The organism is Hankyongella ginsenosidimutans (assembly GCF_005144965.1).
Lineage (GTDB): Bacteria > Pseudomonadota > Alphaproteobacteria > Sphingomonadales > Sphingomonadaceae > Hankyongella > Hankyongella ginsenosidimutans.
In genome coordinates, this window is the sequence record NZ_CP039704.1 from 1,613,483 (window position 1) to 1,625,962 (window position 12,480).

The following is a 12,480-nucleotide window of genomic DNA, read 5'->3' on the forward strand; positions in this document are numbered from 1 at the left end:
TCCGCTCCAGGCGGAATCGTCATTGCGAGGCGCTTGCGCCGAGGCAATCCAGGAACATCTGTGTTTCCATGGATCGCCACGCGCCTGCGGCGCTCGCGATGACGGCTGCGTCTCACTTTAAACAGGACAGGCATAAGCGGGGCGGCCTTTTCCCTTCCTGCCTGAGCGCGGGGCAGCGTCACACTGCGACCATGGTGCCATAGGGCGGCACGTGCTTCGGCCATTCGGAGACAGGCAGGCCGTCGCGCAGGCCGAGCAGCGCCGCAATCGGCCCGCCGTGGGTGACGACCAGGGTCGGGCGGGTGAGCGCGCGCGCCGCCCGACGACCCGCCAGGCCAGCTCCATCGTGGTCTCGCCATCGCCGCCCGGCCGGAAGCCCTCCGGGTCGGTGAGCATGCCGTCCATGGCGTCGCCGGTCGCCCGGTAGATTGCATGCCAGGTCTGCCCCTCCCAGGTGCCGAAATCGCGCTCGCGCCACTGCGCATCCTCAATGCGTGGAACGCCAAGCGCGGCGGCCAGCTTTTCCGCCGGACCGCGCGTGCGCCGGAGGCCGGAATGCACCACCCGCTCGACCGGTGGCGGTTCAGGCAGGGCAAAAGCGGCGCGCGCCAGCGGCACATCGGTGACGCCATAGCAGCGCGCACGCCACGTCACGGCAACCGGGGATGTCGCAGCAGCCAGAGCATCACGCCGCCACCGCTAGCGGCTGCGTGGGCTGGCGGCGAGCCCCAGGAACACCAGCATCGCCCGGTTGAGGCGCAGCATGTCGTCATCTTCCAGTCGGCCGATCGCGGGGCCGATCTTGGTCTTGTGAACCGTGGTGATCTTGTCGACCATCAGGCGGCAGGGCGCGCGCAGGCCGTTGCCGGGACTGGGCTGCACGGGCAGCCGAAACAGCGGCGCATCGGTCTCATCGGTGGTGAAGGCGCACAGCGTGACGGAGTCGGTCGCATCGAACAGGTCATCCTGCACGATCACCGCCGGGCGCGGTTTGCCGGCATAGTCCTTGCCGCCTGCAACCGTACGGATTTCGCCGCGCCTCATGCGTCGGACACGGCGTCGATGAAGCTTTGGTCGTCATGCGCCTGCCGGCTGCTCGCCACTGCCTGCGACTGACGATGCGCCTCGGCCCGAAACGATGCTGCCCGGACGTCCGGAACCCAGATCTGGATCGGTCGCAGCCCCTGCGCCCGCAGCCGGGCCCGATGCGCGCGCACCTTCGCGCGGGTTGCGTTTAGGGTGGCGTTGCCATGCTTCTCTCCTGCATCTCGCGTTACATGTAACACAGTCTACGCCGCCACCGCCAGCAGGAGGAGGAGTTGCCCGGCGTAGCAGGCAAAACCCAGCGCGTCGCCGGTGACCCCGCCGAGCCAGGCCATCAGCCGGCCGCGCAGCCAGAGCGCGAAGACAGAGCAGGCGACAAGCGCAAGCAGAAGGCTGCCGGCATCCGTCAGCAGCAGCCAGGCGACGCCGGGCAGCGCCCACAGCCCGCCATGCCAGACATTACGCCACGTCGCCTGCGCACCGATGTCCTTGGCTAGTCCGGCGGCGGCAGGTGGTGCCAGCGCCATCACCGGCAGGATCAGCCAGCGCCCCAGCGTTGCGGACGCCAGCAGCGCCGGCAGGGCGGCAGCCATGGGCAGCGCGATCAGCAGCGCCGCGCGCAGCCCGACCGCCAGCAGGAGGCCGAGCGCGCCGTAGCTGCCGATCCGGCTGTCCTTCAGGATGTCCAGCTTGCGGGCGCGGGTCTGGCCGCCGCCGACCGCATCGCAGAAATCGGCGACCGCATCCTCGTGGAACGCGCCGGTCGTCAGCGCCTCGACGATCAGCGCCAGCAGCACCGCGACCGGCCACGGCCAGGCCTGTCCCGCACCCCAGAGCACGGCGGCGCCGAGCGCGCCGACCAGCGCGCCCACCAGCGGGAACAGCGGCAGGCTGGCGCGCAGGCCCGCCTGCACGGCATCTGCCGGCAGGTGCGCGGTCGAGGGTGTCGGCAGCCGGGTCAAAAACTGGAGCGCCAGCCAGAAGCGGATCATCCCAGCACCTCCTTCAGGGTCGCCATCGACAGCAGGGCGGCCGCCGCATCAAGCATCGGCATGGCCAGCAGCGCGCCGGTGCCCTCCCCAGGCGCATGCCCCAGTCCAGCAGCGGGTCGAGGCTGAGGTGCGCGAGTGCGGCGGCATGGCCCGGTTCGGCGGACCGATGCGCGGCGATCATGGCGGCGGCTGTCCCCGGTGCCAGAGTCTCGGCGATCAGGGCCGCACTGGTCGCGACATAACCGTCCAGCACCAGGGTGCAGCCGCGTCGTGCGCCCTCAGTGAAGAACCCGGCCATCGCCGCGATCTCGAACCCGCACAGCGCCGCGATGGCGGCTTTCGTCTCCAGGCTCCCGGTGCGCGCCAACGCCTGCCGCACCACCGCCAGCTTGCGCGCCAGGGTCGCATCGTCCGCGCCGGCCCCGCGCCCGCAGGCGGCGGTCGGGTCCAGCCCGGCGAGCAGCGCGGTCAGGGCGGCGGCCGGCGTGGTGTTGCCGATGCCCATCTCGCCAGCGGCCAGCACGACCATGCCATCGTCGGCCGCGCGCTGGGCTTCCTCGACGCCGACCGCCCAGGCGGCATCGAATTCGTCCAGGCTAAGGGCGGGCTCGACCGCCAGATCGCGGCTGCCGGCGCGGATGCGGGCATCGCGGTAGAAAGGCGGCGGGTCGGCCAAAGGCGGCCCGGCGCTGCCGACATCCACCAGCCGCAGCGCCGCGCCCACGGACGCCGCCAGTACGGCGCTGGCCGAGCGGCCACTGGCGATGGTCGCGATCATGGCAGCAGTCACCGCCTGCGGCCAGGCGGTGACGCCCTGCGCCACGACGCCATGGTCGCCGGCGAACAGCACCAGCCGGCGCGGCCGTGTCACCGGGTCCAGGCGCCCTGCACCTGCGCCAGCCTTGCCGCCAGCGCCTCGAGCCGCCCGAGGCTGCCGGGCGGCGAGGCCGTCGAGGTGCTGGGCGATAGCGTGGGGGTCAAGCATGGGCGATCTGCTCCAGTCGGGGAATATCGAGGTGGGTTTCCAATGCACCGGCGATTGCGTCGAGCGCGGCGTCGACGACCTCCTGCTGGTCCTGCTGCGCGCCGGGCAGCCGCAGCCAGTCGCTGCGCACAGCGGCACTGTCGAACAGGCCGTGGACATAGCAGCCCATCACCCGCCCGCGCACCGCGCCGTCCGTGCCGCCACCTGCAAGTTGTAGCAGTGGGGCGGTGCAGTCCGGCCCGTGGTGCGCCCGCAATGGATTTCATAACCCTGAAACGGGGCGTTGCCGATCATGCCGGACGTCCGCCGCAGCACCTTGTGCGGGGCCAGCACGGTCTCGACATCCAGCAGGCCAAGCCCTGCCGCCTCGCCCGGCGGGCCTTCGATGCCGTCCGGGTCGGCGATACGCTGGCCGAGCATCTGATAGCCGCCGCACAGGCCAAGCACGAAGCCCCGCGACGGGCATGCGCCAGAATGTCGATGTCCCACCCTGCGCGCGCATGAACGCGAGATCGGCGAGCGTCGCCTTGGTGCCGGGCAGGATGATCCAGTCGGCGGGCGGCAGCGGTCGGCCCGGCGGCGCAAACACCAGCCGCACCCCGGCTGCTGGCGCAGTGGGTCGAGGTCGTCGAAGTTGGCGATACGCGGCAGCATCGGGCAGACGACGGTGACCGCGCCGTCCGACGGCTTGGCGGTCCGCTCGAGGACCACCGCATCCTCGGCGGGCAGGCGGGCGGCGTCCGCCAGCCACGGCACGACGCCAAAGCCCGGCCAGCCGGTGTGGCGTGTGATCGCGTCGAGCCCGGCATCGAACAGCCCTATGTCGCCGCGGAACTTGTTGATGAGAAAGCCGCGCACCTGCGCCCGGTCCAATGGGTCGAGCACCGCATGGGTCCCGACCAGGCTGGCGATCACCCCGCCACGGTCGATATCGCCGACCAGCAGTACGGGCACATTGGCAGCGCGCGCAAAGCCCATATTGGCGATGTCGTCGGCGCGCAGATTGGTCTCGGCCGGGCTGCCCGCGCCTTCGACGATCACGAGGTCGGCGTCCGCGCGCAGACGTGCGAAACTCTCCAGCACGCGGGCCAGCAGGTCCGGCTTGCGGGCCGCATAATCGCCGGCCCGCCATGTCCCCTGCACCCGGCCCTGCACCACGATCTGCGCACCGGTGTCGGACTGCGGCTTCAGCAGCACCGGGTTCATGTGCACGCAGGCGGCGACCCGGCAGGCCAGCGCCTGCAGCGCCTGGGCCCGGCCGATCTCGCCGCCGTCGGCGGTGACCGCCGCATTGTTGGACATGTTCTGCGGCTTGAACGGCCGCACCTGCAGGCCCCGGTTGGCGAACAGCCGGCACAGGCCGGCGACCAGCACCGACTTGCCGACATCGGACCCCGTGCCCTGCAGCATCAGCGCGGCGCTCAATACTCCACCCCGCGCTGCGCCTTGAACCCGGCCTTGTATGGGTGCTTCACCTCGCGGAACTCGGTCACCAGGTCGGCGATCTCCAGCAGTTCCGGTTTTCCGCCGCGCCCGGTGATGCAGATATGCTTGGTGAGCGGCCGGGCCTGCAGCGCCGCGACCACCTCTCCGATGGGCAGATAGTCATAGCCGATGACGATGTTCAGCTCGTCGAGCACCACATAGTCGATGGCGGGGTCGTGTATCAGCGCCAGCGAACGCGCCCAGGCGGCGCGGGCGGCAGCGATGTCGCGCTCCCGGTCCTGCGTGTCCCAGGTGAAGCCCTCGCCCATCACCTCGAAGGAGGCGAACTCCGGGTGGTCGCGGAAGAAGTGCTTCTCGCCGGTTTCCCAGCTGCCCTTGACGAACTGCACGATCGCCACCCGCATGCCCCAGCCGGCGCTGCGCAGCGCCATGCCGAAGGCTGCTGACGACTTGCCCTTGCCGTCACCGGTGTGGACGATCAGCAGCCCGCGCTCCAGCGTCTTGGTCGCCTGGATGCGTTCGCGCGCCTTCTGGATGCGGGCCATCCGTTGCTTGTGGCGGCTGTTCAGGTCATCGGTCATCGCAGTCCCCTTCTTTACAGCGCCGCGCGCAGGCCGATGAACCCGGCGCGCCCGAAGGTGCCATACTGGTCGACGGTTTCGTACTGCGCATCCAGCACGTTGTCGAAGCGACCGTAAAGCTCCAGGCCCTGGTAAAATTCATAGCTCGCCCGCAGGTCGAGGGTCGTGTAGCCGTCCAGCCGCCGCGTGTTGGCGGCATCGATGAAGCGGTCGCTGGCCGTGGTGACGGTCACGCCGCCGGCCAGCCCCGAGCGATGACGGTAGTCTGCGCTGAGCGAGAACGTCTCCTGCGGCCGTCGCACCAGCACATTGCCGGCGTTCGGGCTGTCCGCCGCCTTGTTGCGCGGGTTGAGGTGGGTGTAGCTGGCGTCGATGCTGAGCCCTTCGACCGGGCGCGCCGAGACCAGCAGTTCAACGCCGGTCGAACGGGTGCGAGCGACATTGTCGTAGAAGCCGAAGCGGCCATCGTCGCACAGGCTGTTATCGCTGGGGCAGAAGTTGAAGTCGATCTGGTTACGGGTGGTGCGCCGGAAATAGGTCGCGCCAATACTGAGCGCCTCACCCCAGAGCTGCTGGTCGCCGCCGACTTCCCAGCCTTTCGAGTCTTCGGGCGCGAGGTTCGGGTTGCCGAACTCGCTGCCGAGCTGGAACGGTGTCGGTGCCTTGAAGCCTTCCGAATAATTCGCGCGCAGGCGGCTGCGGCCCTTGTTGGGCGAGTAGACGCCGCTGGCAGCAAAGCTGGTCGCGCCGCCGAAGCTGCTGTGCTGATCCTGCCTGATGCCGAGCGTGCCGCTGAAGCCCGCAAACGGCTTGGCGAACAGGTTGGCGTAGCCGCTGGTCAGGCGCTGGGTCCGGTGAGCGGCGTGGGGCGGGGTCGAACGTGGAAGGCGAGGCGGTGCGCAGACGCTGGACTTCCCGCTCGGCGCCGGCCGTCAGCTCCCAGCCCTCGGCGATGGCGTACGTGCCCTGATATTCGAGCCGGGTGTTGCGCCCGAGCGCATCAAAGGTCGTGGTGACATCGAGGGTCGGATCGGTGTTGCGGCGCTTGATGTTGGTGTAGCCGATCGCCAGCCGGTTCTTCAGCCGCCCATCGAACAGCGCCGCGTTCAGCCCGGCATAGCCGACGAACTCGCGGGAACGGCTGCGCTCAGCGGTATCGGCGAAGCGGAAATCCGGCGGCGGAAAGCCGTCGATCCCGGTGTCGCCCCGGCTGAACCAGCCGCGCAGATCGAGCGAGATCGCCTGCGACAGCGTCACCCGCACCTGCGCGTTGGCGCCGACATTGTCGTAGCTGTCCTGCTCGCGTCCGCCCCGGGTTTCGTCGAAGGCGGAGATGCCGTCGGACGCCAGGTAGCCTGCACCGACGCTGGCCGCGACCGGGCCGATGGTCTTCGAGACGTTGCCGGTCGCCTGCCAGGTGTCGCGATAGCCATATTCCAGCCGGGCGTTGGCCTGGAGGTCCTCGGTCGGCGGCGCTGTGAGGATGTTGACCACCCCGCCGATCGCCTGGCTGCCCCACAGCACCGACTGCGCGCCGCGAATGATCTCGATGCGGCGGATATTGCCGGCCAGCAGGTTGGCGAAATTGAAGCCGCCGCCGGGCGAGGCGGGATCGTTGAGCTTGACGCCGTCGATCAGCACGACCGTCTGGTCCGACTCGGCACCACGGATGAATACACCGGTCTGCGTGCCAAGCCCGCCATTGCGGGCGACAGCGATCCCCGGCGTCGTCGCCAGCAGGTCGGATACGGCGACGGTCTGGCGGGTCTCGATGGTCTGCGCGTCGAGCACGGTGATCGACTGGCCGAGATCGGCAACCGTCACCGGAGTGCGGGTGGCGGTGACGACGATCGCGTCCAGCGAATCCTCGGCGTGAGCGGCGGTCTGCGAAAACCCGGCGACAAGCGCGGCGGGGAGGATAAGAAATATGCGCATTCAAGGCTCCCTTTGACAGGGGCCGCCGCCGCCGACTATCGGCGCATCACCGCGATGAAGGAAACCGCAACCGGCTCCCCGCGCACGACCCCAATCGTCGCCACGCGAGGAAACCCTCGGACGCATCGGTACACCCCGCCCGCACGTCAGACGACCGAAGCGAGCAGGTCTCCTGGCTCTCGGGTCATTGCTGGCGCACCGCCTTCCCAGAGGTTACCCTCCAGTGGCCTTGTGGTGCGCCCGCTCGCCGACAACAGTTGCGGGGCAGCGCCGGACTGACGGACTTGTCCGCTGTACCGGCTTCCTTTTCATGCCCTTGCGGGCAACTCTCTTCGCGAATGCCGCAGTGGCGCAACGGAACGGCAAATGCAAGAGCCTGATATCACCCTTGTCCTCGGCGGGGCCCGTTCGGGCAAGAGCCGGCTGGCGGAACGCCTGACGAGCGAAGCCGCCGCTGCACGCGCTGCCCGGCGCGTCTACATCGCGACCGCACAGGCGCTGGACGCGGAGATGGCGGCGCGCATCGACCGCCACCAGGCGGAGCGCGGTCCCGGCTGGGCCACCCGCGAGGTCCCGTTCGCGCTGGCCGACGCCATCCGCGCGGCCGGACCGGAGGAGGTGGTGCTGGTCGACTGCCTGACCTTGTGGCTGAGCAACCGCCTGTGCGCCCTGCCTGACCCGCTGGCGGCTGACGTGCTGCTGGAACCGGAGGTCGAGGATCTCCTCGACGCCATATCGCAGGCGCGAACATCGCTGATCCTGGTCAGCAACGAAGTCGGGCTGGGCCTGGTGCCGGAGACACCGCTTGGCCGCGCTTTCAGGGATTGCGCCGGTCGGCTGAACCAGCGCATGGCCAGCATTGCCCACCGGGTGGCGTTCGTCGCCGCGGGGCTGCCGCTCTGGCTGAAAAGATGCTGAAATACAGCTTAAGGGAGACCTGTGTGCGGATGTAAAATCCTCCCCTCAAGGGGAGGTGTCTGTCTGAAAGACTGACGGAGGGGTGAAAAGCCCGTATATCTCATGCATTCGCCACCCCTCCACCACCCTGAAGGGTGGTCCCCTCCTGCGGGGAGGAATAATCATCCGCACAGGTCTGTAAGAACAAAATTGGCCGGAGTTTTCACTCCGGCCAAGTCAATCAGGGAGGTTCCGCCCAGGGGAGGAAAGGGCGGAACAGGGAGCGCGTGGCGGGGAGGAATGCCAGGCGCTCAAAGATCAGGATCGGGAGAGGATCCTGTGATCGGGCGCTGCAGTGCAGCGTCAGGAGCGCATATGCGGATTCCTGTCCAAAGCACCAGACGCATTGCCGAGGGGAGCTATGCAATCACCGCATATCTCTCAAGCATCCTTTTCGTTTGACCCATCTGTCATCGCGAGGCTGCGGAGCAGCCGCGGCGATCCAGTGCGAAACCGGGGACACTGGCCAAATTCTTTGGATTGTCGTGTCGGCCTTACGGTCTCCTCGCTATGACGCGCGCCGCCCATGTCATTGTACTTTTACGGCGAACATCACAGTTGATCGCGTGTTTGGTTCGTTCAGTCGCTGATGGGCAGTCGTTCAGGTTCAATTCAGTTTCCGACGCCTACCTCACGCTTGATTGCACAGGAGGTTTGCATGATTTCGACCCTATCCCGCCAACCGGCGCTCAAAGCCGGTTTGATTGCGCTGGCCTTGCCGCTTGCAAGCTGCGCCTCGGATGGCAGCGTCAACAAGGAAGCCGTCGGCACGGCTACCGGGGCAGCGCTCGGCGGCTTGCTCGGCGCCTCGATCGGCGGACGCGGTGCCGGCAAGGCGGCGCTGGTCGCCGGCGGCGTGTTCCTCGGCGGCCTGCTTGGCAACCAGATCGGCAAGGGCCTGGACAAGGCCGACCGACTGGAGGCCGAACGCACGGCGCAGGACGCGCTGGAACACGCACCGTCCGGCGTCGAGCGCACCTGGCAGAACCCGGACTCGGGCAATTCCGGCTCGATTGTCGCCAAGCCGGCGTATCAGGAAAACGGCCTACTGCCGCGAGTTCACCCAGACCGTGACCATCGACGGCAAGTCCGAGCGGGCATACGGCACAGCGTGCCGCCAGCCGGACGGCACCTGGAAAATGGTCGCGTAGTGTCCGCGTAATCCGGGCCGGCTTCCAAAGCTGGCCCGGATCAACGGACATGACCTGCTGACAAAACGCATTCGTCGTCCTATCTGGGCCATGGACAAGATACCCGTTACCGTACTGACCGGCTTCCTCGGAGCCGGCAAAACGACGCTCCTCAACCGTATTCTCTCGGAAGATCACGGCCGCCGCTACGCGGTGATCGTCAACGAGTTCGGCGAGATCGGCATCGACAACGACCTCATCGTCGGCGCGGACGAGGAAGTGTTCGAGATGAACAACGGCTGCGTCTGCTGCACGGTGCGCGGCGACCTGATCCGCATCCTTGGCGCGCTGCTCAAGCGTCGCGGCCGGTTCGACCGCATCATCGTCGAGACCACCGGACTCGCCAAGCCGGCGCCGGTCGCCCAGACCTTCTTCGCCGACGACGACGTGCAGGCGGCGACCCGGCTGGACGCCGTGGTGACGGTCGCCGACGCCAAACACATCGGCTTCAGCTCGGCGATACCGAGGCGGCGCGCGACCAGATCGCCTTCGCGGACGTGATCCTGCTGAACAAGACCGATCTGGTGGACGACGCCGGCCTGAGCGCCGCCGAGGCGCAGATTCGCGCCATCAACCCCGGCGCAAGGCTGCACCACAGCCGCCGTGGCGACGTGGCGCTCGACGCCCTGCTCGATCAGGGCGCATTCGACCTCGACCGGCTGCAGGCCTGGGCCGCCGCAGACGATCAGCACGATCATGGGCATCACGATCATGGGCATCACGATCATGGGCATCACCACCACGATCACACGCACTGCCACCATGATGTCCACGCGCACGACAGCCGGCTGGACCATGATCAGGACATCCACTCCGTGGCGCTGTCGGCGGAGCGGCCGCTGAACGGCGACGCCTTCATGCTCTGGGTGCAGGCGCTGGCCGCAGACAAAGGCCCGGACCTGCTGCGCTGGAAAGGCATCCTGAACTTCGCCGGCGAGGACCGCCGCTTCGTGTTTCAGGGCGTGCATATGATCCTGGATGGCGACCTGCGCGCGCCTTGGGGCGCAGACGAACCGCGCCGCTCGCGCCTGGTGTTCATCGGTCGCAACCTGGACGCCGCAATGCTGCGTGAAGGCTTCGAGAGTTGTCTGGCCGCATGATCGAGCGTGACGCAGCCAGCCATGTGCTCGCCATGCTGCCGTGGCGCGGGGCGCTTGCTGCAGTGCTCGCTGACGGGCGCTGGCTGACCCCGGGCGACGAAGGCCGCGCAACGACCGGCGAATGCCTGGCAGCGGCTGGTAACGGCACGGACGTCGTCGTCGCCGACGACAGCGGTGCCGTGACGCTGCTGGGCCGGGACGAGCCCGCGATGGTGCTGGCCGGCCAGTGGGTCGATCAGGTGGCGATCAGCCCGGACGGGAAATGGATCGCGGCGGCCGCTGGCAAGCGCGTCCATGTCGCGCCGGCAAGCGGCGGCGCCGCCCGCATCCTGGAGCATGACAGCTCGGCGACCGGCCTCGTGTTCGATGCGCGCTCGAAGCGGCTGGCGGTCAGCCACTATAACGGCGCCTCGCTGTGGTGGCTCAACGCCGCCGACAGCAAGCCGACGCCGTTGTCGTGGGTCGGCTCGCACACTGCGATCACCTGGTCCCCGGACGGGCGCTTCATCGTGACCGCCATGCAGGAGAATGCGCTGCACGGCTGGCGGCTTGAGGATAAAGCCGACATGCGCATGAGCGGCTATCCGGCCAAGACCAAGTCGTTCGCCTGGACAGACAGGGGCCGCTGTCTGGCGACGTCCGGCGCGCATAGCGTCATCCTATGGCCATTCGCGGACCGCAACGGCCCCATGGGCAAAGCGCCGCGCGAGCTGGCCGGCCCCGGTGCTCTGGTGAGCCAGATCGCCGCCCACGGACGTTATGATCTTTTGGCAGCCGGCTATGCGGACGGAAGCATGCTGCTCTATCGTTTGGGAACGTCCGAGTCGCTGATGGTCTGGGACAACGCAGACGCGCCAGTCAGCGCTGCTGCCTTTTCGGCAACACGCTGGGGTGCGGCACGCAGGACGGGCGGCTGCTCTGGCTTGACCTGCCATTCTGAGTGCCCGCATACTGAAAATCACGTCATATTTATATCGAGTATCCGCCATGATCCGCACCATCGTTTTCGCCAGCCTGCTTTCCCTGACGGGTACGCATGCCTTCGCCGCCGGCGACGCTGCGGCTGGGGAGAAATATTTCAACCGTATCTGCAAGGCCTGCCATTCAGTGCAGCCCGGCAAGAACGGTGTCGGCCGAGCCTGGCCGGCGTGGTCGGCCGCAAGGCCGGCACTGCCGCCGGCTTTAAATTCTCTCCATCCTATGGGGCGTCCGGCGCCACCTGGAACGCGCAGACGCTCGACACCTATCTCACCGACCCGCGCAAGATGATGAAGGGCAGCCGGATGATCACCAAGGTCGCAGCACCCGCCGACCGCGCCAACGTCATCGCCTATCTGGCGACGCTGAAGTAGGGCGCATCAGGCCGGGATCGGCACGCCGGGGTCGTTCTTGGATTTGCGGATGACGAGGGACGTCTTGACGCTGGCGACATTGGGTGCCGGCGTCAGGTTGCTGGTCAGGAACCGCTGGAACGATTGCAGGTCCTGCGCCACCACGCGCAGAACGAAATCGATCTCGCCGTTGAGCATGAAGCATTCACGCACTTCCGGCAGCTTGGCGATATGCTGCTCGAACGCCTGCAGATCGTCTTCCGCCTGACTTTTCAGGCTGACCAGCGCGAACACGGTGATGGTGTAGCCCAGCGCGGCAGGATCGACATCTGCGTGATAGCCGCGTATGATCCCGCTTTCCTCAAGCGCGCGCACCCGGCGCAGGCACGGCGGCGCGGTGATTCCGGCCCGCTCGGCGACTTCGACATTGGTCATGCGGCCGTTTTCCTGGAGACTCGCCAGGATACGCCGATCGATTTCGTCCAGCCTGCCTCGGGACATTATGGCGCCTCGCAATTAATTGTTTGTTTGCCGCGATTTTGAGGCAATCATCGTACGTTTTCGGTTCTACTTATTTCAACGAGCGATGCAAGAACGAAATACGGCACTTGGTTCCGCCGGCGTGATTAACGGAATCTTTACCTCCGTTAAGCAAAGAGAGGCGATTGTTGAGCTCGTACGCTCGGGGGTACTGTTTTCCCATGGATTTGCGTTTCGACGACATGTTCGCGCACATCTCCCGGCTGGCGGAAGACTCGGCTCCGGCGGCGCAAAACGTCGCCTACCGGCAACTGATCGATCTGTTCGCGCAGGGCCGCCTGCCGCAGGGCATGCCAACCGTGAACTGGCGCTGCAGTTGCTCGAGCGTTGCCAGCCGCGGGCACCGGCAGCCACCCGCCGCGAGATGGCGCGCCTGGTC

General features: G+C 67.6%; 15 protein-coding genes, 2 pseudogenes and 1 riboswitch. Of the genes and pseudogenes, 5 read left to right on the forward strand and 12 right to left on the reverse strand.

The window, feature by feature from the left end:
- Positions 1–117: 117 nt before the first annotated feature.
- From E6W36_RS09475 to E6W36_RS18745, 11 genes and pseudogenes are all read right to left on the reverse strand, one after another.
- The gene (locus tag E6W36_RS09475) at positions 118–654 is read right to left on the reverse strand and encodes a histidine phosphatase family protein (RefSeq protein ID WP_222872436.1); all 537 of its coding nucleotides are present in this window, start codon (positions 652–654) and stop codon (positions 118–120) included.
- Between the two features lie 45 nt (positions 655–699).
- Positions 700–1,044, reverse strand: a complete 345-nt coding sequence (locus tag E6W36_RS09480; protein WP_222872437.1) for a type II toxin-antitoxin system PemK/MazF family toxin — start codon at positions 1,042–1,044, stop codon at positions 700–702.
- Complete coding sequence (locus tag E6W36_RS09485; RefSeq protein ID WP_246047473.1) at positions 1,041–1,217, reverse strand: antitoxin MazE family protein; 177 nt, start codon at positions 1,215–1,217, stop codon at positions 1,041–1,043. Before E6W36_RS09485 ends, E6W36_RS09480 begins: the two co-directional genes overlap by 4 nt.
- Before the next feature lie 72 nt (positions 1,218–1,289).
- Positions 1,290–2,036 (reverse strand): adenosylcobinamide-GDP ribazoletransferase, encoded by a 747-nt coding sequence (locus E6W36_RS09490; protein ID WP_222872439.1) that lies wholly within the window; start codon positions 2,034–2,036, stop codon positions 1,290–1,292.
- Positions 2,033–2,907 (reverse strand): annotated as a pseudogene (locus E6W36_RS09495) (nicotinate-nucleotide--dimethylbenzimidazole phosphoribosyltransferase). Before E6W36_RS09495 ends, E6W36_RS09490 begins: the two are co-directional and overlap by 4 nt.
- On the reverse strand, positions 2,904–3,017 hold the full coding sequence (locus E6W36_RS18730; RefSeq protein ID WP_246047475.1) for a nicotinate-nucleotide--dimethylbenzimidazole phosphoribosyltransferase: 114 nt from the start codon (positions 3,015–3,017) through the stop codon (positions 2,904–2,906). The pseudogene E6W36_RS09495 and the gene E6W36_RS18730 overlap by 4 nt, the downstream one beginning before the upstream one ends.
- Complete coding sequence (locus tag E6W36_RS18735; protein ID WP_246047477.1) at positions 3,014–3,205, reverse strand: hypothetical protein; 192 nt, start codon at positions 3,203–3,205, stop codon at positions 3,014–3,016. Before E6W36_RS18735 ends, E6W36_RS18730 begins: the two co-directional genes overlap by 4 nt.
- Positions 3,190–4,446, reverse strand: coding sequence for a cobyric acid synthase (locus E6W36_RS09500; protein WP_246047479.1), 1,257 nt, complete (start codon positions 4,444–4,446; stop codon positions 3,190–3,192). Before E6W36_RS09500 ends, E6W36_RS18735 begins: the two co-directional genes overlap by 16 nt.
- A complete protein-coding gene (gene cobO / locus E6W36_RS09505; RefSeq protein ID WP_222872440.1) occupies positions 4,443–5,048 on the reverse strand; it encodes a cob(I)yrinic acid a,c-diamide adenosyltransferase in 606 nt (201 codons plus the stop codon). Before cobO ends, E6W36_RS09500 begins: the two co-directional genes overlap by 4 nt.
- Before the next feature lie 14 nt (positions 5,049–5,062).
- Positions 5,063–5,890 (reverse strand): TonB-dependent receptor, encoded by an 828-nt coding sequence (locus E6W36_RS18740; protein ID WP_342776871.1) that lies wholly within the window; start codon positions 5,888–5,890, stop codon positions 5,063–5,065.
- A 709-nt stretch (positions 5,891–6,599) separates the two neighbouring features.
- Positions 6,600–6,983: pseudogene (locus E6W36_RS18745) on the reverse strand (TonB-dependent receptor); the annotation flags it as partial.
- A gap of 145 nt (positions 6,984–7,128) precedes the next feature.
- A riboswitch (cobalamin riboswitch) is annotated at positions 7,129–7,329 on the reverse strand.
- Positions 7,330–7,349: 20 nt separating this feature from the next.
- On the opposite strand from E6W36_RS18745, the gene cobU reads away from it, so the two are divergent.
- The 5 genes from cobU (at position 7,350) to E6W36_RS18760 (ending at position 11,582) form a co-directional block, all read left to right on the forward strand.
- Entirely contained in the window at positions 7,350–7,901 is a 552-nt protein-coding gene (cobU, locus tag E6W36_RS09515) for a bifunctional adenosylcobinamide kinase/adenosylcobinamide-phosphate guanylyltransferase (RefSeq protein ID WP_222872441.1), read from the forward strand.
- 697 nt (positions 7,902–8,598) lie between these two features.
- Complete coding sequence (locus E6W36_RS09520) at positions 8,599–9,102, forward strand: hypothetical protein (RefSeq protein ID WP_222872442.1); 504 nt, start codon at positions 8,599–8,601, stop codon at positions 9,100–9,102.
- A 79-nt stretch (positions 9,103–9,181) separates the two neighbouring features.
- The gene (locus tag E6W36_RS18750) at positions 9,182–9,631 is read left to right on the forward strand and encodes a CobW family GTP-binding protein (RefSeq protein ID WP_281277282.1); all 450 of its coding nucleotides are present in this window, start codon (positions 9,182–9,184) and stop codon (positions 9,629–9,631) included.
- Positions 9,628–10,230, forward strand: a complete 603-nt coding sequence (locus tag E6W36_RS20645) for a CobW family GTP-binding protein (protein WP_281277283.1) — start codon at positions 9,628–9,630, stop codon at positions 10,228–10,230. The genes E6W36_RS18750 and E6W36_RS20645 overlap by 4 nt, the downstream gene beginning before the upstream one ends.
- Entirely contained in the window at positions 10,227–11,582 is a 1,356-nt protein-coding gene (locus tag E6W36_RS18760; RefSeq protein ID WP_246047481.1) for a hypothetical protein, read from the forward strand. Before E6W36_RS20645 ends, E6W36_RS18760 begins: the two co-directional genes overlap by 4 nt.
- A gap of 6 nt (positions 11,583–11,588) precedes the next feature.
- Here the strand turns inward: E6W36_RS18760 and E6W36_RS09535 are convergent, their stop codons facing one another.
- Positions 11,589–12,062 (reverse strand): Lrp/AsnC family transcriptional regulator, encoded by a 474-nt coding sequence (locus E6W36_RS09535; protein WP_222872443.1) that lies wholly within the window; start codon positions 12,060–12,062, stop codon positions 11,589–11,591.
- Positions 12,063–12,480: the final 418 nt, after the last annotated feature.